Source organism: Stenotrophomonas sp. Steno-C15, from assembly GCF_056393265.1.
In genome coordinates this window covers 1-26422 of the sequence record NZ_JBWJPF010000018.1, presented here as the reverse complement: position 1 = coordinate 26422, position 26422 = coordinate 1, and the positions used below count along the sequence as shown (strand labels likewise).

Here is a 26422-nt window from a genome sequence, read left to right as displayed (position 1 = left end):
GAACAGGTGCACGCGGCCGGTATCGCCGGGCCATGCCCGGCGTACGAACCGAATGCCGCTGTGCTCGCCGGGCGTGGCCCGGCGCTACCGCATCGTGCTACGCCTTCAGCAGGCCTTCCGGCAGCTGCATGGTGATGCAGTGCAGGCTGCCGTTCTGCCAGATCAGCGAGCGGCAGGGCACCTGGACGATCTCGCGGCCCGGATGGGCCTTGGCCAGCACGTCGCGGGCCAGATCGTCGGCCGGATCACCGTACGCCGGCATCAGCACCGCGCCGTTGACGATCAGGTAGTTGGCGTACGAGGCCGCCAGGCGGCGGCCTTCGTCGATCACCGGCTGTGCCCACGGCAGCGGGAACAGGCGGTATGGCTGACCGTCACGGGTGCGCAGCGCAGCCAGTTCCCTGCCCATCGCCTGCAGCTCGGCGTAGTGCGAGTCGTTCTCGTCGTCGCAGGCCTGGTAGACGATGCTGTCCGCCGAGGCGAAGCGGGCGAGGGTATCGATGTGGGCATCGGTATCGTCGCCTTCCAGGTAGCCGTGGTCGAGCCACAGCACGCGCTCCTGCTGCAGCCAGTCGGCGAGGTCGGCGCTCAGGCTGGCGCGGTCACGATCCGGGTGGCGTTCGTGCAGGCACTTCCAGGTGGTCAGCAGGGTACCTTCACCGTCGGTTTCGATGGCGCCGCCTTCCAGCGCGAACGGGATGCTGCGCACCGGCGCGTCGTTGAAAATGCCGGCCTGGTCGAGCGCGCCCACCAGCTGATCGTCGAGGGTGGCATCGAACTTGCCGCCCCAGCCGGTGAAGCGGAAGTCCAGCAGCTGGAAACCGCCGTCGGCACGGCGCAGGGTGATCGGGCCCGAGTCGCGCAGCCAGGTGTCGTCGTAGGCCGCCGTGGTGAAGTGCACCCTGTCCATGTCGATGCGGTTGGAGCGCAGCCGCATTTCGGCATAGGTCTCCACATCGTCATCGGCCACGCAGATCAGCACCGGCTGGAAGCGGGTGATCGCTGCAACCAGTGCGATATAGGTTTCCTCCACCTGTCCCAGGCGGTCGGCCCAGTCGGTATCGGCGGTGGGCCAGGCAATCAGGACGCCGCTCTGGGCTTCCCACTCGGCAGGAAAACGAAGGGTCTGGTTCATGGTCTCGCTACACAGGCCCGCCCGGGGCGGGTAAAGGGGTCAACGGATCGGCGGTTTCGGGCCGATTTCGTTCGGGTCCGCCTGGTTGGCCACCACGTCGATCACCTTCTGCTTCTCGAAGTAGACAGTGAACTGTGGGTACACCCAGCGGTTGATGGTCGGCCATTGCCGCTTCTGCCCGCCGCGCGGCTGCAGCTGCTCGCTGGGCGCACCGAACTGGCTCTGCACCTGCTGCATGGACTGGCCACGAAGGGGCAGGGCGCCGGCCGGCTTCTCGCGGGCGCGGTCGACAAGCAGAGTGTCGGCCAGGGCCGGCGTGGCGGCAGCCAGAGTGGCCAGCACGGCCAGGGTGGACAGGTAACGCTTCATCTCGATCTACTCCCCAGTGGTCAAGAAAGGCGATTACAGCAAAATCGGCAGGAAAAAGCCGCATAAACAAAAAACCGCCCGAAGGCGGCTTTTTGCATCGGGTCGGTCCCGCGCGGGACCAGCCGCAGCCACGAAGGCTGTTGGGCTCAGCGCTGACGCGCCTTGAAACGCGGGTTCGACTTGCAGATCACGAAGATCTTGCCACGGCGACGGACGACCTTGCAGTCACGGTGACGGGCCTTCGCCGACTTCAGGGAGGACAGGACTTTCATGGCATACCTCGGCGTAAACAGTAGTTGTTCGGGTGGAGCGTGGCCGCGATATGCGAAAGACAATCGGCAGTTGACGCTCGTTCAAGCCCGCCATTCTACCGGGCTTTTCCTCATGGTTTCAAGTGGTTGCGCAAAAGATCCGTCGCGGGGTGTCCGGCAGGGGCTAGAATGCCCCCTTCACACGTACTGGGACCCCCATGAATCCACTCGCTCCCGTCCTGACCATCGACGGCCCATCAGGGGCCGGCAAGGGTACCATCAGCCGCATCGTGGCGCGCCGGATGGGCTGGCATTACCTGGATTCAGGCGCCCTGTACCGGGCGGTGGGCGTGGCCGCCAGCTGGGCCGACATCGATACCTCCGACGCCTCGGCACTGGTGCGGTGCACGTTCGATACCCATGTTCAGTTTGTTGAACAGGGTGACGCGATGCGGGTCCTGGTCAATGGCAGCGATGCCACCGACGAACTGCGGCTGGAGACCACCGGCGCGCTGGCCTCGGCCATCGCGGCCATTCCCGAAGTCCGGGCGGCCCTGAAGGAGCGGCAGCGCGCATTCAGGGAGCTGCCGGGCCTGGTCGCGGACGGTCGCGACATGGGTACGGTGATCTTCCCGGATGCCCCCTACAAGGTGTTCCTGACCGCCAGTGCCGAAGAGCGCGCCGAGCGCCGGCATAAGCAGTTGAAAGACAAGGGGGTTTCTGTTAACTTTGATGACCTCCTGCGCGAGATCATGGCCCGCGACGCCCGTGATGCTCAGCGTACCGTGGCGCCCCTGAAGCCGGCAGACGATGCCGTCCTCATCGACACCACAGGCATCGGCATCGCAGATGTCGTTGCCCGAGTGATGGATCTGCTTCCGGTTCCGGCTGCCTGATCCGTTCGCGCGGGAGCACTGCCAGCCGCATCGGTGGTGGTCGCGCAATAGCAGTGCTGTACAAGCTCCGTCGCGCAATGATGCGTGGCGGTTTTCCTACTTCACACACGACCTGCTTTTCCGGGGTCGACCAACAGGCGGGCGGTCGCCCATCCCCGAAGGGACGCCACCGACCCATGTGTCCAACAGAGTAAATCTAATGACCGAATCATTTGCCGAACTGTTTGAAGCCAGCCAGGCCAATCTGGCCAAGCTGAAGCCGGGCGCCATCGTCAGCGGTACCGTTGTTGAAGTCCGCGGCGACGTCGTGGTGATCAACGCTGGCCTGAAGTCCGAAGGCATCGTGCCGATCGAACAGTTCCGTAACGACGCTGGCGAGATCGATGTCGCCGAAGGCGATATCGTCAAGGTCGCCCTCGACTCCATCGAGAACGGCTTCGGCGAAACCGTCCTGTCGCGCGAGAAGGCCAAGCGCGCGATGGTGTGGGACGAGCTGGAAGAAGCGTTGGAAAAGAACGAAACCATCACCGGCCGCATCAGTGGCAAGGTCAAGGGTGGTTTCACCGTGGACATCAAGGATGTCCGCGCCTTCCTGCCGGGTTCCCTGGTCGATGTGCGCCCGGTGCGCGATCCGGCCTACCTGGAAGGCAAGGAGCTGGAATTCAAGCTCATCAAGCTGGACCGCAAGCGTAACAACGTCGTGGTCTCGCGCCGCGCTGTCGTCGAAAGCGAGCACTCGGAAGAGCGCGAGCAGTTGATGGACAAGCTGCAGGAAGGCGCGATCCTGAAGGGTGTCGTCAAGAACCTGACCGACTACGGCGCGTTCGTGGACCTGGGCGGTATCGACGGCCTGCTGCACATCACCGACATGGCATGGAAGCGCGTGCGCCATCCGTCCGAAGTCGTGAACGTCGGCGACGAGCTGGACGTGCGCGTGCTGAAGTTCGACCGCGAGCGCAACCGCGTTTCGCTGGGCCTGAAGCAGCTGGGCGAAGATCCGTGGGACAACATCGCCCGTCGTTACCCGGCCAACAGCCGCGTCTTCGGCAAGGTCTCCAACGTCACCGATTACGGCGCGTTCGTCGAGATCGAGCCGGGCGTCGAAGGCCTGGTGCACGTCTCCGAGATGGATTGGACCAACAAGAACGTCAACCCGTCCAAGGTCGTGCAGGTCGGTGACGAAGTCGAAGTGATGGTGCTGGACGTCGATGAAGAGCGTCGCCGCATCTCGCTGGGCATGAAGCAGGTTGCCGCCAATCCGTGGGAAACCTTCGCTGCCACCCACAAGAAGGGTGACAAGGTGTCCGGCCAGATCAAGTCGATCACCGACTTCGGCATCTTCATCGGCCTGGACGGTGGCATCGATGGCCTGGTCCACCTGTCCGACATCAGCTGGAACACCACCGGCGAAGACGTCGTTCGCAACTTCAAGAAGGGCGATACCCTGGACGCCGTCGTCCTGGCCGTCGACCCGGAGCGCGAGCGCATCTCCCTGGGCGTGAAGCAGCTGGAGCAGGATCCGTTCGGCCAGTACATGGCGGCCAATCCGAAGGGCTCCAAGGTCGAAGGCGTGGTGAAGGAAGTCGACGCCAAGGGCGCCGTGATCGAACTGGCCGACGGCATCGAAGGCTACGTTTCGGCTCGCGACATCGCCAACGAGCGCGTTGACGACGCCACCCAGCACCTGAAGGTCGGCGACAAGGTCGAAGCCAAGTTCGTGGGCATGGACCGCAAGGGCCGTACCCTGCAGCTGTCGATCAAGGCCAAGGACGACGCGGAAATGCGCGAAGTGCTGGAGGAATACCAGTCCGCTTCGGGTGGCACCACCCAGCTCGGCGCGCTGCTGCGTGCCCAGCTGAACGGTAGCAAGTCCGAGTAATCGGGCCCGTTGTTCGTTGTTTCCTGGACGGCCCGGGCACTGCCCGGGCCGTTTCAGGCTGAAATGCCCCTGATGTGAGCCGGTGATGACCAAATCCGAACTGATCGAAATCCTTGCGCGCCGTCAGGCGCACCTGAAGGCCGATGATGTCGATCTGGCGGTGAAGTCGTTGCTGGAAATGATGGGCGGTTCCCTCTCTGTCGGGGATCGCATCGAAATCCGCGGTTTTGGCAGCTTCTCGCTGCACTACCGCCCGCCGCGCCTGGGTCGCAACCCCAAGACCGGCGAATCGGTTGCCCTGCCGGGCAAGCACGTTCCCCATTTCAAGCCGGGCAAGGAACTGCGCGAGCGGGTCAGCAGCGTGCTGCCGCTGGACGCCGATCCCGCCTGAGCGTCCCGTCGCGCCACCGCGTGCGAATCCAGCCGCGAGTCGGATAAGCTACGGTCTCCCGCCCCTGGAGCTGTCGCATGAAGGTCTTTCGTCTGCTGGTCCTGCTGGCGGTGCTGATCCTTGGATTGATCATCGGTGCGGTCAACATGACCGCGATGTCGATCAACCTGCTGTTCACCGAGCTGCATACCTCCGTCGGCGTGGCATTGATCGCCGCCCTGCTGGTGGGCGTGGTGGTCGGCGCCGGCCTGGTGCTGGTGAGCGTGGTCGTTCCGCTCTACAGCCAGCTGCGCCGCGCCAACAAGTCCGCTGCCGCGTCGCCGGCACCGGTCGCTTCCCCCCAATCTTTTGACGGACGTTGATCGAAGATGGATTTCGTCACCGAGTGGTTCTGGTTTTTCCTGTTCGTGCCGCTGGCCGCCCTGGCCGGCTGGGTGATCGGACGGCGTGGCGGTCAGCGCCACGGTGACAACCAGGTCAGCCGACTGTCCAGCACCTACTTCCGTGGCCTGAACTACCTGCTCAACGAGCAGCCGGACAAGGCCATCGAGCTGTTCCTGCACATCGCCGAGCTCGACAAGGAAACCTTCGAGACCCAGGTCGCGCTGGGCCATCTGTTCCGTCGCCGCGGCGAAGTGGACCGCGCCATCCGCCTGCACCAGGGCCTGGTCAACCGCAACGATCTGAGCGATGCGCAGCGCGTGCAGGCGCTGCTGGCGCTGGGCGAGGACTACATGAAGTCCGGCCTGCTGGATCGCGCCGAGACCGTGTTCACCGAGCTGGCCCAGCTGGACCAGCGTGCGCCGCAGGCGCTCAAGCACCTGATCGGGATCTACCAGGCCGAGCGCGACTGGGAGAAGGCGATCGACAACGCCACCCGCTTCGAGGATGTCACCGGCGAGCCGATGGGCAAGCTGATCGGGCAGTTCGAGTGCGAGCTGGCCGAACGCTTCCGTGGCGCCGGCAAGCTGGAAGAGGCGAGGGCGGCCATTGCCCGTGCCTACCAGGCCGATGCGATGTCGGTGCGCGCCGGCATCATCGAAGGACGCCTGGAGAGCGATGCCGGCAATCCCGAAGCGGCGGTGCGAGCCTTCGAGCGTGCTGCGCGCAATGACCCGGAGTATCTGCCGGAACTGCTGCCGGCGCTGATGCAGAACTACCGCAAGGTCGGCGACCTGGGCGGCGCCCGCGCCTTCCTTTCGGAAATGACCGAGCACTACCGCGGTATCGCGCCGGTGCTGGCGCTGACCCGGCTGATGGAGGAACAGGAAGGTGTCGCCCCTGCGCGCGCCTATCTGGGCCGCCAGCTCAAGGACCGCCCCTCGGTGCGCGGCGAATCGGCGTTGATCGACCTGACCCTCGCCGAAGGTGCCGATTCCACCGCCACCCTGCACGATCTCAAGCACATCACCGACCAGCTGCTGGTGCGCAATCCGGCTTACCGCTGCACACGCTGCGGCTTCGGCGCGCGCACCCACCACTGGCAGTGCCCGAGCTGCAAGGAATGGGGTACGGTCAAGCCGCTGCTGAACTACGCGGTGCTCTGAATCATGCCCTGGCTCGTGATGGGCGCGCTGCTGGCGTTGGCCCTGCTGAGCGCCGCCCTGACCTGGGCGGCGCGCGGCTACGCGCTGCGCCGGCAGCTGATGGACCACCCCGGGGAACGCCGCAGCCATAGCGTCGCCACGCCACGCGGCGGCGGCATCGCCATTGTCATCAGCCTGCTGGCCACCGCAGCCGTGGCCATGTGGGCGTGGCCGCAGGCCATGCCGAGCCTGCTGGTCGCCGCTGCCGGCCTGCTGCTGGTCGCCGGCATCGGCTGGTGGGACGACCATCGCCCGCTGCCGGCCATGCGCAGGCTGCTTGTTCATTTCATTGCTGCCGGCCTGCTGGCCGGGCTGGTGAAGATCCACGGCGGCAGCTGGCTGCTGGCCCTGCTGGTGCTGTTCTTCACCGCCTCGTTGATCAACATCTGGAACTTCATGGATGGCATCAACGGCATTGCCAGCAGCCAGGCCATCGTGGTCGCGCTGGGGTTCGCTCCGGTGCTGCCCTGGCCGTGGTCATTGCTGGCCATCGCCCTCGGGCTGGCCTGCGTGGGTTTCCTGCCCTTCAACTTTCCGCGCGCACGCATCTTCCTCGGGGATGTCGGCAGCGGAGCGCTGGGCTACGCGGTGGCGGCCGTCGTGGCCGTGGCCAGCCTGCGCACGGACATCAACTGGATCCTCCTGCTGGTGCCGCTGTCACCGTTCCTCGTGGACGCGGGCTTCACACTGCTGGCGCGCATCATTTCCGGACAACGCTGGATGGAACCCCACACCCAGCACGTCTATCAGCGCGCTGTGCAGGCAGGAGCCAGCCACGCCCTGGTGACAGGGATGTACTTTGTTTTGGGCCTATTCAGCATTACAGTGTTCAATGTCAGTTCGAATCTGCAGCCGAGGTGGGAGGCTGTCGTGGCAATTGCTTGGTTCATCACGCTGAGCATGCTGTGGCTCCTCCTGCGCAATGGAATGCGCCACCGACAAGGAACTCCTTGAAATATGTCTTCACCCTGGCGGGATAGAATCCTCGGCCTGTTGCCGCGTACGGCCATTGTCTGCCACGACCTGTTCATGGTCTGGGCATGCTGGCAGCTGCTCCACGCCGGTCGTTACTCGATCCTGCCGGACGCGCCTGCGCTGCCGTTGTGGAATGTCGATACCACCCTGGTCCTGCTGCTGCAGGGACTGGTGTTCTGGCGCGTCGGCCTGTATCGCGGCCTGTGGCGGTTTGCCAGCGTCAGCGACCTGCTGAACATCTTCAAAGCCAGCTTCATCGGCATGGTCGCCATCGTCCTGGTGCTGATGTGGAAGCGCTTCAACGGCGTGCCGATGTCGGTGCTGGTGATCTATCCCTTCGCGCTGTCGGCCCTGCTGGGTGCCCCGCGCCTGCTGTATCGCGCATGGAAGGACTACCAGGCGCTGCAGTCCGATTCGAGCGCGCGCCGCGTGCTGATCCTGGGTGCCGGACAGGCCGCCGAAACGCTGGTCCGCGATCTGCGTCGTTCCGGCAATTTCGAGCCGGTCGGCCTGCTCGATGACGCCCCGCACCTGCGCGGCGCGAAACTGCAGGGCCTGCCGATCCTGGGCACGCTGGACGATGCGCCGGCCGTGGCCCGCGAAACCGCAGCCAAGCTGCTGGTCATCGCCATTCCGTCGCTGGATGCCGCCGGCATGCAGCGCGTGGTCGCCATCTGCGAGAGCACCGGGGTTCCGTTCCGCACCGTGCCCAAGCTCAGTGACATCCTGCAGGGGCAGTCGCTGCCGGGCCAGCTGAAGGAAGTGGCGATCGAGGATCTGCTCGGCCGCAAGCCGATCATGCCGGACTGGAACCTGATCCGTGGCTGGCTGGGCGGGCGCACCGTGATGGTGACCGGTGCCGGTGGTTCGATCGGTTCAGAACTCTGCCGCCAGTGCGCGCGCCACGGTGCAGGCCGCATCGTCCTGCTGGAGATCAGCGAACTGCTGCTGTTGACCATCGAAGGCGAACTGCGCCGCAGTTTTCCCGACATCGAGATCGAAGCCGTGCTGGGTGACTGCGGTGACCCCGCAGTGATCCGCCATGCGCTGTCGCTGCACCCGGTCGATACGGCCTTCCATGCTGCCGCCTACAAGCATGTGCCGGTACTGGAACGGCAGCTGCGCGAGGCGGTGCGCAACAACATCCTGGCCACGGAGAACGTCGCCCGTGCCTGCCTGGAGGCACACGTCGAGCACTTCGTGTTCATCTCCACCGACAAGGCGGTCGATCCGGTCAATGCGCTGGGTGCCAGCAAGCGCTACGCCGAGATGATCTGCCAGAGCCTGGACCAGAAGTCCACGCATACCCGCTTCGTCACCGTGCGCTTCGGCAACGTGCTGGCGTCGGCGGGCAGCGTCGTGCCGTTGTTCCGCGAGCAGATCCTCAAGGGCGGGCCGGTCACGGTCACCGACCCGGAGGTCAGCCGCTATTTCATGACGATCCCCGAGGCCTGCCAGCTCATCCTGCAGGCGGCCGCCTCGGCGTCGCATGGCGCCATCTACACGCTCGACATGGGTGAGCCGGTGCCGATCCGGGTGCTGGCCGAGCAGATGATCCGGCTGGCCGGCAAGCAGCCGTACAAGGATATTCCGATCATCTACACCGGGCTGCGCCCGGGTGAGAAGCTGCACGAGACGCTGTTCTATTCCGACGAGGACTATCGTTCGACCGCTCACCCCAAGATCCTCGAAGCCGGCGTGCGCGCGTTCTCGCGTGACATGGTGCTCGGCAACGTTCCGAAGCTGCGCGAAGCGATCAGCAGCTACGACATCGACACCATCCAGGAGATCCTGTTCGCGACGATGCCGGAGTTTTCTCCAATCGAACAGGATGCTTACATCTCATCCGCTAAAGTCGTGCCGTTTCCGACACGCGAGGCCAACAGGCACTAATGAGCAAGCGAATTCGTAAAGCAGTTTTTCCCGTGGCAGGGCTCGGGACGCGCTTCCTGCCGGCGACCAAGACGGTGCCGAAAGAAATGCTGCCGATCATCGATCGTCCGCTTATCCAGTACGCTGTTGATGAGGCCATAGAAGCCGGCTGTGACACGCTGGTGTTCATCACCAACCGCTACAAGCACGCGGTCGCCGACTATTTCGACAAGGCGTATGAGCTTGAACAGAAGCTCGAGCGCGCCGGCAAGCAGGAGCAGCTGGAGATGATCCGCCACGTGCTGCCCAACGGCGTGCGTGCGGTCTTCGTGACGCAGGCCGAAGCGTTGGGTCTGGGCCACGCGGTGCTGTGTGCCAAGGCCGTGATCGGTGACGAGCCGTTCGCCGTGCTGCTGCCGGACGATCTGATCTGGAACCGCGGCGACGGTGCGTTGAAGCAGATGGCCGATCTCAATGAGGCCAGCGGTGCTAGCGTGATCGCCGTCGAGGACGTGCCGCACGACAAGACCGCCAGTTACGGCATCGTGGCCACCGAAGCCTTCGATGGCCGCAAAGGCCGTATCTCGCAGATCGTGGAGAAGCCGAAGCCGGAGGACGCCCCCAGCGATCTGGCGGTGGTCGGCCGCTATGTGCTGAGCCCGAAGATCTTCGATCTGCTGGGGCAGACCGGCAGTGGTGCCGGTGGCGAGATCCAGCTGACCGATGCGATCGCGCAGCTGCTGAAGACCGAGCAGGTCGATGCCTACCGTTTCGAGGGCACCCGTTTCGACTGCGGCACGCACCTGGGGCTGGTCGAGGCGACGATCCGCTTCGCGCTGGACAACCCGAAGCTGGCGGGTCCGGCGCGCGAGAAGCTGGCGGCGATGCTGGCGGAGTAACGGATTTCTTCAAGCGCTCCGTCTTGGCGCCTTGATTGATACGTGGGGGAGGGGGCGGATGGCCCTCTCCAAAACACGCCAAAGCCCTTCCATGGTGCTCGATGGCGCCATCCGTGGCGCCAACGGTTTTGGAGAGGGCCATCCGCCCCCTCTCGACAGTTTCCTGCGGGCGCGGACGGGAAGGGCGGAATCAAAGACAAGAGCAAAAGCAAAAAGGCAGCCATCGGCTGCCTTTTTGCTTGTTGGGGTCAGATCCCTTTGCGCAGCAAAGGGATCTGACCCCAGCTTTTGATCTTGCCTTTGCTGAACCCTCCGCCGCGCGGAATGTTGGGTGGCACGGGTGGGTGAGGCTGGCCGGGACTGTCAGCGGCATGGATGCCGCTGCCAAGCCCCCAAGGACGGGTTTACGGCGTGTCCCGGGCAGTCTCACCCACCCGGGCCCCACCATCAGCAATCAGCCGGCAACGCTTTGAACCTTACAGCGCCTCGAAAATACCCGCCGCGCCCATGCCGGTGCCGATGCACATCGTCACCATGCCGTACTTCTGCTGGCGACGACGCAGGCCGTGCAGCAGGGTCGCGGTACGGATCGCACCGGTGGCACCCAGCGGGTGGCCCAGGGCGATCGCACCACCCAGCGGGTTCACCTTGTCCGGGTCCAGGCCGCAGTCACGGATCACCGCCAGCGACTGCGCGGCGAAGGCTTCATTGAGCTCGATCCAGTCCAGCTGATCCTGGTTCAGGCCAGCCTGCTTGAGTGCCTTCGGGATCGCGGCGATCGGGCCGATGCCCATCACTTCCGGGCGCACGCCGGCCACCGAGAAGCTGACGAAGCGCGCCAGCGGGGTCAGGCCGTAGTCCTTGATCGCCTGTTCCGACGCCAGCAGCACGGCACCGGCGCCGTCGCTCATCTGCGACGAGTTGCCGGCAGTGACGGTGCCACCGAACTGGCCATTGCGGAATACCGGGCGCAGCTTGGCCAGGCCTTCGGCCGAGGAATCCGGGCGCGGGCCTTCGTCGGTATCGGCAACCTTGTTGCGGGTGATGATGCGCTGGCCATCGGCCAGGTCCGGCAGGTGCGAGACGATCTCATACGGGCTGATCTCGTCCTTGAACTCGCCCTTCTGGATCGCAGCCATCGCCTTCTGGTGCGAGGCCAGGGCGAAGGCATCCTGCTCTTCGCGCGAGACCTTCCACTCTTCGGCCACCTTCTCGGCGGTGATGCCCATGCCGTAGGCGATGGCGACATGGTCGTTGTCGAACACGCTCGGTGCCATCGCGATCTTGTTGCCCATCATCGGCACCATCGACATCGACTCGGTGCCGCCGGCCAGCATCAGGTCGGCGTTGCCCAGGCGGATCGCATCGGCGGCCTGCGCAACGGCCTGCAGGCCGGAGGAGCAGAAGCGATTGACGGTCTGCGCCGCGATGGTGTTCGGCAGGCCGGCCAGCAGCACGCCGATGCGCGCCACGTTCATGCCCTGCTCGGCTTCCGGCATCGCGCAGCCGATGATCGCATCATCGATGCGGTTGACGTCCACGCCCGGCGCCTGCGCGACAACGCTGCGCAGCACGTGGGCAAGCATGTCGTCGGGGCGGGTATTGCGGAACATGCCCTTGGGCGCCTTGCCCACCGGGGTACGGGTGGCGGCGACGATGTAGGCGTCCTGGATTTGCTTGGTCATTGCAGTGATCTCTCGAATAGGTTTTGTAGAGTCGAGCCATGCTCGACTGCCACAGCAGGTGATGCCGGCCCGGGGCCGGCATCCGCCATCAATCAGTTGCGCAGCGGCTTGCCGGTCTTGAGCATGTGCGCGATGCGGGCCTGGGTCTTTTCCTGCTGGGCCAGTTCGACGAAGTGCTTGCGTTCCAGGGTCAGCAGCCACTCTTCATCGACCAGGGTGCCGCGATCGACCTTGCCGCCGGACAGCACGGTGGCGATGCGCTCTGCAATCTCGTAGTCGTACGGGCTGATGAAGCGACCTTCCAGCATGTTGACCAGCATCATCTTGAAGGTGGCGATGCCGACGTCGCCGGCCACCTGGATGCGGCGTGCCGGCAGCGGCGGACGGTAGCCGGCTTCGGCCAACGCGCGGGCTTCGGCCTTGGCGATGTACAGCGCCTCGTAGCTGTTGAACACCACCTTGTCGGTGCTGCGCAGCAGGCCCAGCTCCTTGGCATTGACCGCCGAGTTGGACACCTTGGCCATGGCCACGGTTTCGAAGGTCTTCTTCAGTTCGGCGAACACGTCGCCGCCCGGGCCGGCCGCCTGCGAGGCGCGCACGGCCAGTTCCTTCAGGCCGCCACCGGCTGGCAGCAGGCCGACGCCGGCTTCCACCAGGCCGATATAGCTTTCCAGGAAGGCCACGGTCTTGGCGCTGTGCATCTGGAACTCGCAGCCACCGCCCAGGGCCAGGCCGCGCACGGCAGCCACCACCGGCACCAGCGAGTACTTGATGCGCTGGCTGGTGCGCTGGAAGTTGGCGACCATCTGCTCGAACTGGTCGACCTTGCCGGCCTGCAGCAGGCCCAGGGCGCCGGCCAGATCGGCACCGGCGGAGAACGGTTCCTTCTGCTGCCAGATCACCAGGCCCTGGAAGTCCTTCTCGGCGCGCGAGACGCATTCCTGCAGGCCATCGAGCACCTGGTCGGAGACGGTGTTCATCTTGGTCTTGAAGCTGACCACGGCGATACCGTCGCCGTCGTGCCACATGCGCAGGCCATCGTTCTCGAACACGGTCTCGCCCGGCGCGAACGTTTCGCCCAGCAGCGGATCCGGGAAGCGCTGGCGCTGGTACACCGGCAGCGACGAGCGCGGCAGCTTGGCGTTGCGCGACGGGCTGTAGCTGCCCTCGGCGGCGTGCACGCCGTCGCGGCCATCGAAGACCCAGTCCGGCAGCGGGGCGTTGCTCATGCTCTTGCCGGCGACGATGTCATCGGCGATCCACTGCGCCACCTGCTTCCAGCCCGCGGCCTGCCAGGTCTCGAACGGGCCCAGCGACCAGCCGTAGCCCCAGCGGATCGCGAGATCGACGTCGCGCGCGGTCTCGGCGATGTCGGCCAGGTGGTAGGCGCTGTAGTGGAACAGATCGCGGAAGGTCGCCCACAGGAACTGTGCCTGCGGATGCTGGCTCTCGCGCAGCTTGGCGAACTTCTCGGCCGGGTTCCTGATCTTCAGGATCTCGACCACCTCCGGTGCGGCGCTGCGGTCGGCCGGACGGTAGTCCTGCTTTTCCAGATCGAGCACGACGATGTCCTTGCCGACCTTGCGGAAGATGCCGGCACCGGTCTTCTGGCCCAGCGCGCCCTTGGAGATCAGCGCATCCAGCCACTTGGGCGACTTGAAGAATTCATGCCACGGGTCGTTCGGCAGGGTGTCGCCCATGGTCTTGATCACGTGCGCCATGGTGTCCAGGCCGACCACGTCGGAGGTGCGGTAGGTCGCCGACTTCGGGCGCCCGACCAGCGGCCCGGTCAGGCCATCGACTTCATCGAAGCCCAGGCCGAACTGCTGGGTGTGGTGGATGGTCGACAGGATCGAGAACACGCCGATGCGGTTGCCGATGAAGTTCGGGGTGTCCTTGGCGTAGACCACGCCCTTGCCCAGGGTGGTGACCAGGAACTCTTCCAGGCCTTCCAGCACGGCGGCATCGGTGGTCGAGGCCGGGATCAGCTCAGCCAGGTGCATGTAGCGCGGCGGATTGAAGAAGTGCACGCCGCAGAAGCGGTGGCGCAGCTGTTCCGGCAGCACGTCGGCCAGCTTGTTGATGCCCAGGCCGGAGGTGTTGGATGCCAGCACGGCGTGATCGGCCACGAACGGAGCGATCTTCTTGTAGAGGTCCTGCTTCCAGTCCATGCGCTCGGCAATGGCCTCGATGATCAGGTCGCAGTCCTTCAGCTGCTCCAGCCCCGACTCGTAGTTGGCCGGGGTGATCGCTTCGGCCAGCGACTTGCTGGCCAGCGGCGCCGGGCTGAGCTTGCCCAGGTTGGCGATTGCCTTCAGCACGATGCCATCGGCCGGACCTTCCTTGGCGGGCAGGTCGAACAGCACGGTGTCGACGCCCGCGTTGGTGAGGTGGGCGGCGATCTGGGCACCCATGACGCCGGCACCCAGCACGGCGGCGCGGCGGACTAGCAGGGAATTGGACATGGTGTAAGGGCCTTTGTTGGTCAGCAGTTACTGGGTGGAATCAGGCGGAGGCGGGCAGGGCGCTGCCGCTGCGTGCGGCGGCGCGGAACCCGGCTTCGGCGAAATGGATGAGCTCGTGGGCTGCCTGGGCACGATGCGCCGCTTCGGTGACACCGGCGGGACGCTTGATCAGCCCGAAATCGGCCATGGCGTAGGTGAGCGAGCCGGCCAGGAAATCCAGCCGCCAGTACAGCTCTTCCTTGCTCAGGTCAGGCACGCACTCGGCGATGGCCTTGCCGAACGCACGCAGCACGTGGCCGTAATGGTCGGACAGGAACTTGCGCAGGTTGTCGTTTTTTTCGGCGTAGGCGCGGGCGATCACGCGGACGAAGGCGCCGCCGCTCTGGCGGTCCTGGGCCAGCGCCAGCGCTGGCTCCACGAAGGCGGCCAGCACCGGGCGCAGTTCACCGGGGTGTTCGCTGCGGGCGCGTTCGAGCTGGGCCATGCGGGCGCCGGTCATCTCGTCCATGCGACGGCGGAACACCTCGTTGACCAGGTTTTCCTTGGAACCGAAGTGGTAGTTGACGGCGGCGATGTTGACGTCGGCCTGGCTGGTGACCTGGCGCAGCGACGTGCCGGCAAAGCCGTGCAGGGCGAACAGCTCCTCCGCGGCACCGAGGATCCGGTCCTTGGTCGAGAAGTGGGCGGGCTTGGCCATCGGCAGGCGGACCTTAATCAAACGATTGTTTGATACTAGAACCAGACGGTAGCGTATGGCATTTTGCAGTGCAGCAAAACGCGGGGTCCGGTCAGATTTCACTCAGGTGGGTGAATGGGGTACAGCCGGGGGCGGATCCCCGCAGGGGCTCGGACCCCGGCGCCACGAGCCGCCAGCCAGGGGCGCACTACCACCGCGCCGCTTTATCTTTTACAATTCGCCTACGTTTATCAGGCTAAGCCCGCGTTCCGACGCGGGTTTTTTTCATGTACCCTTCGGGCCATCAGCGGCCCGATTCCATTGGAGACATCCCATGGCGCTGGAGCGCACCCTTTCGATCATCAAGCCGGACGCCGTTGCCAAGAACGTCATCGGCGAAATCTACGCCCGCTTTGAAAAGGCCGGCCTGAAGGTCGTCGCCGCCAAGTACAAGCAGCTGTCGCGCCGTGAAGCCGAAGGCTTCTACGCCGTGCACCGCGAGCGTCCGTTCTTCAACGCTCTGGTCGAGTTCATGATCTCCGGCCCGGTGATGATCCAGGCCCTGGAAGGCGAGAACGCCGTGCTGGCCCACCGCGACCTGCTGGGCGCCACCAATCCGAAGGAAGCCGCGCCGGGCACCATCCGCGCCGACTTCGCTGAATCCATCGATGCCAATGCCGCCCACGGCTCGGACTCGGTCGAGAATGCCGCGATCGAAATCGCCTACTTCTTCGCCGCGACCGAAGTCGTCTCGCGCTGAGAGTGATGCCGTGAACGAGGTCGTACAGACACCCGCCATCCAGCCGCTGCCGAAGTCGGCACCCACGGCCGGCAAGCAGAACCTGCTCGACCTCGATCGCGCGGGCCTGGAGACGTTTTTCGTCGAGGTTCTCGGCGAGAAGAAGTTCCGTGCCCACCAGGTGATGAAGTGGATCCACCACCGCTACGTCACCGATTTCGATGAGATGACCGATCTCGGCAAGGTCCTGCGCGCCAAGCTGCAGGATCATGCCGAGGTCGTCGTTCCCAACATCGTGTTCGACAAGCCCTCCGCCGACGGCACCCACAAGTGGCTGCTGGCGATGGGCGTGGATGGCAAGAACGCCATCGAGACCGTGTACATCCCGGACAAGACCCGCGGCACGCTGTGCGTGTCCTCGCAGGTCGGCTGCGGGCTGAACTGCACGTTCTGCTCGACCGCCACCCAGGGCTTCAACCGCAACCTGACCACCGCCGAGATCATCGGCCAGGTGTGGGTGGCTGCGCGCCACCTGGGCAACGTGCCGCACCAGATGCGCCGTCTCACCAACGTGGTGATGATGGGCATGGGCGAGCCGCTGATGAATTTCGACAACGTCGTGCGTGCCATGAGCGTGATGCGCGACGATCTGGGCTATGGCCTGGCGAACAAGCGCGTGACGCTGTCCACGTCCGGGCTGGTGCCGCAGATCGACCGCCTGTCCAGCGAGAGTGATGTCTCCCTGGCGGTGTCGCTGCACGCACCGAACGACGAGCTGCGCGAGACGCTGGTGCCGCTCAACAAGAAGTACCCGATCGCCGAGCTGATGGCCTCGTGCGCGCGCTACCTGCGCGCCAACAAGCGTCGCGAGTCGGTGACCTTCGAATACACCCTGATGAAGGGCATCAACGACCAGCCCGAGCATGCCCGCCAGCTGGCCCGGCTGATGCGCCAGTTCGACAACGCGGTGCAGGCCAAGGACTCGGGCAAGGTCAACCTGATCCCGTTCAATCCGTTCCCGGGCACCCGTTACGAGCGTTCCGAGGAAGCCGACATCCGCGCGTTCCAGAAGATCCTGCTCGACAGCAATGTGCTGACGATGGTCCGCCGCACGCGCGGCGATGACATCGACGCCGCCTGTGGCCAGCTCAAGGGCCAGGTGATGGACCGCACCCGGCGCCAGGCGGAGTTCAACAAGACGCTGCAGGCGGGGAAGGGGAGCGATGCGGCCGCCTGACCGCTTCCGGCTGGCGCTGCTTGCGGGCGTGCTGGCCATGGCGGTCGGTGCCTGCTCCTCCACGCCCAAGGGCCGGCTCGGTCCCAGCGAAGCGCCGGTCTATTCGGTGCGCGACCCGGACGGCGTGCGTCGCCAGGTGCGCGTGAACGACCTGCTGGTGCTGGCCTCGCGCGACATGCAGCTGGGCAATCTGGACGGTGCCGAGAGCAAGGCCCGACAGGCGCTGAAGCTGCAGCCCGACGAGCCTGACGCACTGGTCCTGCTGGCCGGCATCGATGACCGCCGCGGCCGCACCCGGCAGGCGGGCGAGGGCTTCCGCAGGGCCGCAGAGCTGGCCCCGCAGCGCGGTGACGTACTCAACAACTATGGCGCCTGGCTGTGCCAGCAGGGGCAGGCCGCCGAGTCGTTGGTGTGGTTCGATCGTGCGCTGCAGGCGCCGGGCTATGCCACGCCCGCCGAGGCGCAGGCCAACGCGGGGGGCTGTGCGCTCGACGCGGGGCAGCCCGAACGGGCCGAGCGCGACCTGCGTGCCGCACTCGCGGTGGCTCCGGCCAACCCGGTCGCCCTGGAGGCGATGGCCCAGCTGAGCTTCCGCCAGGGCCGCTACATGGAGGCCCGGGCCTTCGCCGAGCGCAGGATTTCGGCTGCACCCGCAACACGTTCCGTGTTACAACTTGCGTCTCAAATCGAGGCGCGGCTGGGCGATCACGCAGCATCCGATCGCTATCTGCAGCGGATTCGACAGGAATTTCCGCAGGATGCGGGCTCCTAACTCCAGGGTTGATGCATTGTGATTGATGACCAGACTGTGAGCGCTCTCGAGACTGCGGCCGGCTGTGGCACCCGCCTTCGCCAGGCCCGCGAGGCGGCCGGACTGACCCTTGACGACGTCGGACAGCGGCTGCGCATGCCGGTCCAGGTGGTCAGGTCGCTGGAAGAAGAGCAGTGGCAGAAGCTCGGTGCGCCGGTGTTCGTCCGCGGCCAGCTGCGCAGCTATGCGCGCCTGCTGAATGTGGATGTGAGCGAACTGCTGGAGCAGGCCCAGGTGGGCCCGGTGGTCCCGCCGACCCTGGTCAGCCATACCCATACCCCGCGTGCGCGCCGGATCGCCGAGAACCTCGGCCGGCGCGTGCTGTATGTCGGCATCACCGCGGTGCTGGCCGTGCCGGTGTGGTTCGCCACGCGCGGCCATTTCGATGGCGGCACGCCGTCGCCGAACACCGCCTCGCTGGACGTGATCCCGGCGACCGTGCCGGTCACCCCCGCCGCCGACGGCGCCGAGCCGGTGGCATCGACGGAGACCTCGGTGGCGTCCACCGCCAAGCCGGCCGCGACCCCGTACGTCGCCTCGCTGGCGCCGGTCCCGCGTCCGGCCGCCACTGCGGCGGGTGCCGGCACCACGCTGGAGATGCAGTTCAACGGAGACAGCTGGGTCGACATCGGCGGCCCCGATGGCAGCACCGTCGAGAAGGCGCTGATCCGGTCGGGCGAGAGCCGCAGTTTCACCCCGGGCCAGGTGACCCGGGTCACTCTGGGCAACGCCTCGGCGGTCCAGGTTCAGCAGAACGGCGCTATCGTCGATCTGGCGCCCTACCAGCGAGCCAACGTGGCACGCTTTCAGGTATCCTCTGAAGGCTCCGTGGTCCCGGTTTCGCACTGAGGCGCGGTTTCACCACCTTCGATAATCCCAATGGTCCCTCCCGATGGGCGGGGCGAGAGTACGCATGGCGATCGACGATCTGCTCGACGAGCACGAACAAAGTGAACGCGTCCGCAGCTGGCTGCGGAAGAATGGCGCCAGCATCATCGGTGGCGTGGCCATCGCCATCGGCGCCATCGCCGGCTGGCAGTGGTGGCAGACGCAGCAGGGCGGCAAGCTGGCCTCGGCCAATGTCGAGTACCAGAAGGCACTGGTGGGTCTGCAGCAGAACAAGCTCGACGACGCCGCCAAGGCGGTGAAGGCGCTCGAAGCCGGTCCCTCCAGCATCTACGGCGACCTCGCGGCGCTGCAGCTGGCCAAGGCCCAGGTCGACGCCGGCAAGAATGAAGAAGCCCTGGCGACGCTGCGCAGCGTGAAGGTCGAAGGTGACCTGCAGCGCGTGGTCGACCAGCGCGTGGCCCGCCTGCTGGTCGCTACCGGCAAGGCCGACGAGGCCATCTCCCTGCTGGGCAGCGCCACCGACAGCGGCAGCCTGGAGATCCATGGCGATGCGCTGATGGCCCAGGGCAAGCGTGATGCCGCCCGCGAACAGTACGAGAAGGCGTTGAAGACGCTGGACGTGGCGGCGCCCCAGCGGCGCCTGCTGGAAACCAAGGTTATGGACGCCGGCGGCACCGTCGCCGCCCCTGCGGAGTCGGTTTGATGAGTCAGAAGGTCATGATCACCCGCGTCGCCACCGTGCTGCTGCTCGGCGTGGCGCTGTCCGGCTGCAGCACCATGAAGGGCTGGTTCGCCGGAAAGGACGCGGAAGCGAAGAAGGCGCAGGAGCCGGCCGAACTGGTCAAGTTCGAGCCGACCCTGAAGGTCAACAAGGCCTGGTCGGTCAATCTGGGCAAGGGTGAGCGTCGCATCGGCGTGCGCCAGGGCCCGGCGGTGGCCAACGGTCACGTGTTCGCTGCGGCGATCACCGGGGGCGTGCACGCCATCGACCTGCAGACCGGCAAGAAGGTCTGGACCTGGGAGCCGAAGAAGGAAAAGAAGAAGGACAAGCTGCGCCTGTCCGGTGGCCCGGGTGTTGGCGAGAACCTGGTCGTGATCGGCACGCTCGACGGCCAGGTCATCGCGCTGGACATCAATGACGGCAGCGAGAAGTGGCGCGCCCGCGTGCCCGGCGAAGTGATCGCCGCGCCGGCGGTGGCCCAGGGCATGGTGTTCGTGCGCAGCAACGACGGCCGCATCACCGCCTTCGACGTGGGCAACGGCACCCAGCGCTGGTTCAACCCGAGCGAACTGCCGGCGCTGACCGTGCGTGGCAATGCGCCGGTGGTGACCGGTCCGGGCGTGCTGTTCATCGGCAGGGATGACGGCGCCATCGCCGCGCTGGCCATGCAGGATGGCCGCACCCTGTGGGAACAGAACGTGGGCAGCGCTGAAGGGCGCACCGAGCTGGAGCGCATGGCCGACATCGACGGTGCGCCGGTGCTCGATGGCAACACGCTGTTCGTGAGCAGCTTCAAGAACCAGACGATGGCCATCGAAGGCCCGACCGGTCGCCCGCTGTGGGCGCGCGACCACGGCGGTGCCGGTGGCGTGGCGGTCTCGTCGGGCAATGTGTTCGTCACCGACAACAAGGGTGGCGTGTTCGGCCTGGACAAGGCCAGTGGCGCGGCGATGTGGTCGCAGACCGGGCTCGCCCGGCGCCTGCTGACCGGCCCGGCACTGCACGGCGACTACGTGGTGGTCGGCGACTACAAGGGATACGTGCACTGGCTGCAGACGTCCGATGGCGCGATGGCGGCGCGGGCCAAGAGCGGCGGTGAAGCTCTGCTGGCCCAGCCGATCGTCGTCGACGGGGTGCTGCTGGTGCAGAACGTGGATGGCAAGCTGACCGCCTTCCGGTTGGCAAATTAATACGGAGTAATCGCGATGCTGCCTTTGGTCGCCCTGGTTGGACGGCCGAATGTCGGCAAGTCGACCATTTTCAATGCGTTGACTCGCACCCGTGACGCCCTGGTCCATGACCAGCCCGGCGTCACCCGTGATCGCAACTACGGCGTCTGCCGCCTCGACGAAGACAATCATTTCCTCGTCGTGGACACCGGCGGTATCGCCGGGGAAGACGAGGGCCTGGCGGGCGCTACCACGCGTCAGGCCCGGGCCGCTGCCGCCGAAGCCGACCTGATCCTGTTCGTCGTCGATGCCCGCGAGGGCACGTCGGCGCTGGATGACGAGATCCTGTCGTGGCTGCGCAAGCTGTCGCGTCCGACTCTGCTGCTCATCAACAAGATCGACGGCACCGACGAGATGGCCGTGCGCTCGGAATTCGCGCGCTACGGCTTCAGCGAGATGCTGACGGTTTCGGCCGCGCATCGTCAGGGCCTGGACGATCTGCTCGATGAAGTGATCCAGCGCCTGCCGGAAGAGGGCAGTGGCGAAGAGCTGGACAACGATCCGAACCGTGTGCGCATCGCCTTTGTCGGCCGCCCCAACGTGGGCAAGTCGACCCTGGTCAACCGCATCCTCGGCGAGGAGCGCATGATCGCCTCCGACGTGCCCGGCACTACCCGCGATTCGATCGCGGTGGACCTGGAACGCGATGGCCGCGAATACCGCCTGATCGACACCGCCGGCCTGCGTCGCCGCTCGCGGGTGGACGAGGTGGTCGAGAAGTTCTCGGTGGTCAAGACCATGCAGTCCATCGAGCAGTGCCAGGTGGCCGTGCTCATGCTGGACGCCACCGAAGGCGTGACCGACCAGGACGCCACCGTGCTGGGGGCCGTACTCGACGCCGGCCGCGCCCTGGTGATCGCCATCAACAAGTGGGATGGGCTGACCGAGTACCAGCGCGAGCAGGCCGAAACCATGCTGTCGCTGAAGCTGGGCTTCGTGCCGTGGGCGGAATCGGTACGCATCTCGGCCAAGCATGGCTCGGGCCTGCGTGAGCTGTTCCGTGCGGTGCACCGCGCCCACGAATCGGCGAACAAGACGTTCACCACCAGCGAAGTGAACAAGGCGCTGGAAGTGGCCTACGAGACCAACCCGCCGCCGACCATCCGCGGCCACGTCTCCAAGCTGCGTTACGTGCACCCGGCCGGGGCCAACCCGCCCACCTTCATCGTGCATGGCACGCGCCTGAAGGAGCTGCAGGAGTCGTACAAGCGCTACCTGGAGAACTTCTTCCGCAAGCGCTTCAAGCTGATCGGTACGCCGGTGGTGTTCCTGTTCCGCGAAGGTGCCAACCCGTACGAGGGCAAGAAGAACGTGCTGACCGAACGGCAGATCAAGGCCAAGCGGCGCTTGATGAAACACGTCAAGGGCAAGTAACCGGAAAGGCGGCCGCAGGGCCGCCTTTTTCGTTTGACGGGGAATGGGGTCAGATCCCTTTTCCTTCGCAACAGGGATCTGACCCCTGGGACGCTCGGCGGGCAGGGCCTGCGCGATAATGGCGCCATGAGCATCCGAGAACTTTCCCCGGCGCAGGCGCATGACCGCCTGGCCCATGGCGCCGTGCTGATAGACGTGCGGGAGGCGCACGAGCGCGCCGGTGGCATGGCCGAAGGCGCCCGTGGTGTGGCCGGGGCGGAACTGCGGGCCGACCCGGCCGCGCACCTGCCACGCCCGGAACAGGAAATCCTGCTGATCTGCCAGACCGGCAAGCGTTCGGCCGACGCCGCGCAGGCCCTGCTCGACGCTGGCTACGCGAACGTGGCGTCGGTCGCCGGGGGCACCGTGGCCTGGCGCGAGCAGGCGCTGCCGCTGGTGCAGCCCGTGGCCAGCGCTGCCGACCGCGATTTCTTCGATCGCTACTCGCGTCACCTGCTGCTGCCGCAGGTGGGTGAGGCGGGCCAGCGTCGCCTGCAGCAGTCGCGTGTGCTGGTGCTGGGGGCGGGCGGGCTGGGCGCGCCGGCCGGCTTCTACCTGGCCGCGGCCGGGGTCGGGCACCTGCGCTTTGCCGATCACGACCGGGTCGAACGCAGCAACCTGCACCGCCAGATCGTGCATACCGAAGCCAGTGTCGGCCAGCTCAAGGTCGACTCCGCACGTGAGCGCCTGCTGGCGCTGAATCCCGCCATCGACATTGAAGCCGTGCCGCAGCGGGTCACCTCCGACAACGTCGACGCGCTGCTGGACGGGGTGGACGTGGTGCTGGATGGCTCGGACAACTTCCCGCTGCGCTATCTGCTCAACGATGCCTGCATCAAGCACCGGCTGCCGCTGGTGTATGCGGCAATCGAGCGCTTCGACGGCCAGGTGAGCGTGTTCGACGCCGGCCGCCAGCGCGGCGTCGCGCCCTGCTACCGCTGCCTGTTCCCGGAGCCACCGCCGCCGGAGTTCGCGCCGAACTGTTCCGAGGCCGGCGTGCTGGGCGTGCTGCCAGGGTTGGCCGGCGTGCTGCAGGCCACCGAGGTGTTGAAGCTGCTGCTGGGCATCGGCGAGCCCCTGGTGGGGCGTCTGCTGCGTTTCGATGCACTGGGCATGCGCTTCCGCGAAACCGGCATCGGCCCGGACCCACAGTGCCCGGTCTGCGCGCCGGGCGTGCCGTTCCCGGGCTATATCGATTACGCCGCCTTCTGCCAAGGCGGGTGATTCCGGTAGCGCCGGGCCATGCCCGGCGGGCGCAGCGGGGCCGGCACGCATATCCGCAGGGGATGGCCCGGCGCTACCGTTGATCGTTTCAGAATGATGTATGGGGTGGCTGCCGGCATCGTTCCACCTCCAAGACAATCCGGCGCAACATGCGTGCTATTGCCGTCATCCACATTGCTCTATCGTGGTGAGCGATTCTGGATTCCGGGGAAAGCACCGCATGGCGGTAGAAGCAGCGACCAGCGAGCTGGTCAAGGTGGTTGCCCTGCTGGGCGCGGCGGTGGTGATGGTGCCCTTGTTCCGGCGGCTGGGCCTGGGGTCGGTACTGGGCTACTTCGCCGCCGGCCTGGCGATCGGACCGTTCGGGCTGGGCTGGTTCTCCGATCCGCAGGCCATCCTGCATACCGCCGAACTCGGCGTGGTGATGTTCCTGTTCGTGATCGGCCTGGAGATGCGGCCCTCGCACCTGTGGAGCCTGCGCAAGGAAATCTTCGGGCTGGGCACGCTGCAGATCGTCACCTGCGCGCTGGTCCTGACCAGCATCGCCAAGTTGTTCGGCTTCCCGTGGCAGGTGGCCTTCATCGGTGCCACCGGCTTCGTGCTGACGTCCACCGCCGTGGTGATGCAGCTGCTGGCCGAGCGCGGTGATATCGCGCTGCCGTCCGGGCAGAAGATCGTCTCCATCCTGCTGTTCGAAGACCTGCTGATCGTGCCGCTGCTGGCCCTGGTGGCCTGGATGGCGCCCAGCGCGGGCAGCGCCGATGGCGAGGGCTCGCGCTGGCTGTCCGTGGCGATCGGTGTCGGTGCCATCGTCGGCCTGGTGCTGGTCGGCCGCTTCCTGCTCAACCCGCTGTTCCGCCTGCTGGCCGAATCGAAGGCACGCGAGGTGATGACCGCCGCCGCGTTGCTGGTGGTGCTGGGCGCGGCACTGCTGATGCAGCTGTCCGGCCTTTCGATGGCGATGGGCGCGTTCCTGGCCGGCGTGCTGCTGAGCGAATCAACCTTCCGCCACCAGATCGAAGCCGATATCGAACCGTTCCGCGGCATCCTGCTCGGCCTGTTCTTCCTCAGCGTCGGCATGGCGCTGGACCTGGGCGTAGTGGCCTCGCACTGGCAGCTGATCGCCGGCCTGGTGCTGGCGCTGATGGCGGCCAAGGCACTGTGCATCTACGTCGTTGCGCGTCTGATGGGCAGCGACCACGCGCAGGCGCTGGACCGTGGCGTGCTGATGGCGCAGGGCGGTGAGTTCGCCTTCGTGCTGTTCTCCGCAGCGGCGGCCGCCGGTGTGATCGACGTGGACATCAATGCCAACTTCACCGCCGTGGTGGTGCTGTCGATGGCGCTGACCCCGCTGGTGGTGCTGGTCTACAAGCGCGTGGCGCCGAAGCCGACGGTGAACCTGGAGGGCGTGGACGAAGCCGACGGCCTGTCCGGCAGCGTGCTGCTGATCGGCTTCGGCCGCTTCGGCCAGGTGGCCAGCCAGTCGCTGCTGGCGCGCGACGTGGACGTGACCATCATCGACAACGATGTGGAGATGATCCAGAGCGCGGCCCGGTTCGGCTTCAAGATCTACTACGGCGATGGCACCCGCCTGGACGTGCTGCATGCTTCCGGCGCGGCGACCGCGCGCGCGATTGCGGTGTGCGTGGACAAGGCCGACGCCGCCGACCGCATCGTCGAGCTGGTCGCGCACGAATTCCCGCAGGCCAAACTGATGGTGCGCTCGTTCGACCGCGAGCATTCGCTGCGGCTGATCCATGCCGGCGTCGATTTCCAGATCCGCGAGACCTTTGAATCGGCCGTGCTGTTCGGTCAGGCGGCCCTGATCGAGCTGGGCGCCGACGAGGACGACGCGATCGAGATCGCCGAGCAGATCCGTCGCCGCGACGCCGAGCGTTTCGAGCTGGAAATCGCCGGCGGCGGCCTGAACGCCGGCGCCAAGATGGTGTTTGGCAACTCCGGCCAGGGCGTACCGACGCCGACCCCGTTCACCGCGCCGAAGCGGGCAAGCAAGACCTTGAACCCGCAGGACGTGCCCGAAGAGGAAGAATGAGGGATGCGACCCGTAACGTCACCCGGGGTCAGCGTTCCAAGGTAGCGCCGGGCCATGCCCGGCGAGCGCAGCGGCCGCATTGGCGGTGGGCGAGGGGGCCTGAATCGGGGACAATAGCCTCCCCACCACCGCCGCCCCCGCATTCGATGAACGATTCCGCCGCCCCGCATCCTGCCCGCATCCTCGATGGCCGCCGCATCGCTGAAGACCTGCTCGACAGCCTGAAGGTGCGTGTCGATGCCCGCATCGCGGCCGGTGGCAGCCGTCCGGGGCTGGCCGTGGTGCTGGTGGGCGGCGACCCGGCCTCGACCGTGTACGTGCGCAACAAGCGCCGTGCCGCCGAGAAGGTCGGCATCGAAGCACACGATTACGACCTGCCGGCCGGCACCACCGAGGCCGAGCTGCTGGACCTGATCGACCAGCTCAATGCCGATCCGAAGATCAACGGCATCCTGATCCAGCTGCCGCTGCCGGGCATCCCCGATGCGCGCCGGCTGATCCAGCGCATCGACCCGCGCAAGGACGTCGATGGCTTCCACCCGGAAAACGTCGGCCATCTGGCTCTGCGCGAGTTCGGCCTGCGCCCGTGCACGCCGCGCGGCATCACCACGCTGCTGGGCCACACCGACCAGCCGGTGCGCGGTCGCAACGCCACGATTGTGGGTGTCAGCAACCACGTCGGCCGCCCGATGGGCCTGGAACTGCTGATTGCCGGCTGCACCGTGACCAGCTGCCACAAGTTCACCCCCAAGGACGTGCTGGAACAGGCCGTGCGCAACGCCGACATCCTGGTGGTGGCGGTGGGCCGCCCGGGCATCGTGCCGGGCGAGTGGGTGAAGCCGGGCGCGGTGGTGATCGACGTCGGCATCAACCGGTTGGATGACGGCCGCCTGGTGGGCGACGTCGGCTTCGATGCGGCGGCGCAGCGGGCGAGCTGGATCACCCCGGTGCCGGGCGGTGTCGGCCCGATGACCGTGGCCACGTTGATGCAGAACACCCTGGAAGCGGCGGAAGCCTCCTGAGGGTAGCGGGGGGGGGGGGGGGGGGGGGGGGGGGGGGGGGGGGGG

At 66.3% G+C, this 26422-nt stretch carries 24 protein-coding genes; 18 read left to right on the top strand and 6 right to left on the bottom strand.

Annotation, left to right across the window (positions count from 1 at the left end):
- Positions 1-97 precede the first annotated feature (97 nt).
- The 3 genes from AC06FB_RS13725 to ykgO all read right to left on the bottom strand — a co-directional run bounded on the left by AC06FB_RS13725 (position 98) and on the right by ykgO (position 1776).
- On the bottom strand, positions 98-1135 hold the full coding sequence (locus AC06FB_RS13725) for an agmatine deiminase family protein (RefSeq protein ID WP_478053781.1): 1038 nt from the start codon (positions 1133-1135) through the stop codon (positions 98-100).
- A gap of 39 nt (positions 1136-1174) precedes the next feature.
- Positions 1175-1504 carry a hypothetical protein gene (locus AC06FB_RS13720; protein WP_053517741.1) on the bottom strand — a complete coding sequence of 110 codons (330 nt, stop codon included), beginning with the start codon at positions 1502-1504 and terminating at the stop codon, positions 1175-1177.
- Between the two features lie 146 nt (positions 1505-1650).
- On the bottom strand, positions 1651-1776 hold the full coding sequence (gene ykgO / locus AC06FB_RS13715; RefSeq protein WP_005409283.1) for a type B 50S ribosomal protein L36: 126 nt from the start codon (positions 1774-1776) through the stop codon (positions 1651-1653).
- 197 nt (positions 1777-1973) lie between these two features.
- Between ykgO and cmk the strand changes: the two genes are divergently transcribed.
- From cmk to galU, 8 genes are all read left to right on the top strand, one after another.
- Positions 1974-2651, top strand: coding sequence for a (d)CMP kinase (cmk, locus tag AC06FB_RS13710; RefSeq protein ID WP_053517740.1), 678 nt, complete (start codon positions 1974-1976; stop codon positions 2649-2651).
- Positions 2652-2850: 199 nt separating this feature from the next.
- Positions 2851-4530, top strand: coding sequence for a 30S ribosomal protein S1 (rpsA, locus tag AC06FB_RS13705; protein ID WP_053517739.1), 1680 nt, complete (start codon positions 2851-2853; stop codon positions 4528-4530).
- Positions 4531-4615: 85 nt separating this feature from the next.
- Positions 4616-4921, top strand: coding sequence for an integration host factor subunit beta (locus tag AC06FB_RS13700; protein ID WP_053517737.1), 306 nt, complete (start codon positions 4616-4618; stop codon positions 4919-4921).
- A 77-nt stretch (positions 4922-4998) separates the two neighbouring features.
- The gene (locus AC06FB_RS13695) at positions 4999-5283 is read left to right on the top strand and encodes a lipopolysaccharide assembly protein LapA domain-containing protein (RefSeq protein WP_253118805.1); all 285 of its coding nucleotides are present in this window, start codon (positions 4999-5001) and stop codon (positions 5281-5283) included.
- Between the two features lie 6 nt (positions 5284-5289).
- Positions 5290-6468: a lipopolysaccharide assembly protein LapB gene (lapB, locus tag AC06FB_RS13690; protein WP_053517734.1), complete on the top strand. Its 1179-nt coding sequence runs from the start codon at positions 5290-5292 to the stop codon at positions 6466-6468.
- A 3-nt stretch (positions 6469-6471) separates the two neighbouring features.
- Positions 6472-7461, top strand: a complete 990-nt coding sequence (locus AC06FB_RS13685) for an MraY family glycosyltransferase (RefSeq protein WP_053517733.1) — start codon at positions 6472-6474, stop codon at positions 7459-7461.
- A gap of 3 nt (positions 7462-7464) precedes the next feature.
- Positions 7465-9375 carry a polysaccharide biosynthesis protein gene (locus AC06FB_RS13680; protein ID WP_053517731.1) on the top strand — a complete coding sequence of 637 codons (1911 nt, stop codon included), beginning with the start codon at positions 7465-7467 and terminating at the stop codon, positions 9373-9375.
- Positions 9375-10253, top strand: coding sequence for a UTP--glucose-1-phosphate uridylyltransferase GalU (galU, locus tag AC06FB_RS13675; RefSeq protein WP_478053780.1), 879 nt, complete (start codon positions 9375-9377; stop codon positions 10251-10253). Before AC06FB_RS13680 ends, galU begins: the two co-directional genes overlap by 1 nt.
- A 476-nt stretch (positions 10254-10729) precedes the next feature.
- Here the strand turns inward: galU and AC06FB_RS13670 are convergent, their stop codons facing one another.
- From AC06FB_RS13670 to AC06FB_RS13660, 3 genes are all read right to left on the bottom strand, one after another.
- A complete protein-coding gene (locus tag AC06FB_RS13670) occupies positions 10730-11938 on the bottom strand; it encodes an acetyl-CoA C-acyltransferase (protein WP_053520191.1) in 1209 nt (402 codons plus the stop codon).
- A 92-nt stretch (positions 11939-12030) separates the two neighbouring features.
- On the bottom strand, positions 12031-14403 hold the full coding sequence (locus AC06FB_RS13665; RefSeq protein WP_478053779.1) for a 3-hydroxyacyl-CoA dehydrogenase/enoyl-CoA hydratase family protein: 2373 nt from the start codon (positions 14401-14403) through the stop codon (positions 12031-12033).
- Between the two features lie 40 nt (positions 14404-14443).
- Positions 14444-15100, bottom strand: a complete 657-nt coding sequence (locus AC06FB_RS13660) for a TetR/AcrR family transcriptional regulator (protein WP_065175050.1) — start codon at positions 15098-15100, stop codon at positions 14444-14446.
- A 313-nt stretch (positions 15101-15413) separates the two neighbouring features.
- Between AC06FB_RS13660 and ndk the strand changes: the two genes are divergently transcribed.
- From ndk to folD, 10 genes are all read left to right on the top strand, one after another.
- Positions 15414-15839, top strand: a complete 426-nt coding sequence (gene ndk, locus AC06FB_RS13655; RefSeq protein ID WP_005409295.1) for a nucleoside-diphosphate kinase — start codon at positions 15414-15416, stop codon at positions 15837-15839.
- A gap of 10 nt (positions 15840-15849) precedes the next feature.
- Complete coding sequence (gene rlmN, locus AC06FB_RS13650) at positions 15850-17055, top strand: dual-specificity RNA methyltransferase RlmN (protein WP_053520188.1); 1206 nt, start codon at positions 15850-15852, stop codon at positions 17053-17055.
- A complete protein-coding gene (gene pilW / locus AC06FB_RS13645) occupies positions 17042-17827 on the top strand; it encodes a type IV pilus biogenesis/stability protein PilW (RefSeq protein WP_053520187.1) in 786 nt (261 codons plus the stop codon). Before rlmN ends, pilW begins: the two co-directional genes overlap by 14 nt.
- Positions 17828-17845: 18 nt before the next feature.
- Positions 17846-18715 (top strand): RodZ domain-containing protein, encoded by an 870-nt coding sequence (locus AC06FB_RS13640; protein ID WP_065175051.1) that lies wholly within the window; start codon positions 17846-17848, stop codon positions 18713-18715.
- A 64-nt stretch (positions 18716-18779) separates the two neighbouring features.
- Positions 18780-19418, top strand: a complete 639-nt coding sequence (locus tag AC06FB_RS13635) for a YfgM family protein (protein WP_053520185.1) — start codon at positions 18780-18782, stop codon at positions 19416-19418.
- Positions 19418-20626 (top strand): outer membrane protein assembly factor BamB, encoded by a 1209-nt coding sequence (bamB, locus tag AC06FB_RS13630; RefSeq protein ID WP_053520184.1) that lies wholly within the window; start codon positions 19418-19420, stop codon positions 20624-20626. The genes AC06FB_RS13635 and bamB overlap by 1 nt, the downstream gene beginning before the upstream one ends.
- Before the next feature lie 15 nt (positions 20627-20641).
- Positions 20642-22039: a ribosome biogenesis GTPase Der gene (der, locus tag AC06FB_RS13625; RefSeq protein ID WP_053520183.1), complete on the top strand. Its 1398-nt coding sequence runs from the start codon at positions 20642-20644 to the stop codon at positions 22037-22039.
- 126 nt (positions 22040-22165) lie between these two features.
- Entirely contained in the window at positions 22166-23302 is a 1137-nt protein-coding gene (gene moeB / locus AC06FB_RS13620; RefSeq protein WP_065175052.1) for a molybdopterin-synthase adenylyltransferase MoeB, read from the top strand.
- A 220-nt stretch (positions 23303-23522) separates the two neighbouring features.
- On the top strand, positions 23523-25355 hold the full coding sequence (locus AC06FB_RS13615; RefSeq protein ID WP_053517608.1) for a monovalent cation:proton antiporter-2 (CPA2) family protein: 1833 nt from the start codon (positions 23523-23525) through the stop codon (positions 25353-25355).
- Positions 25356-25501: 146 nt separating this feature from the next.
- On the top strand, positions 25502-26377 hold the full coding sequence (folD, locus tag AC06FB_RS13610) for a bifunctional methylenetetrahydrofolate dehydrogenase/methenyltetrahydrofolate cyclohydrolase FolD (RefSeq protein ID WP_053517606.1): 876 nt from the start codon (positions 25502-25504) through the stop codon (positions 26375-26377).
- Positions 26378-26422: the final 45 nt, after the last annotated feature.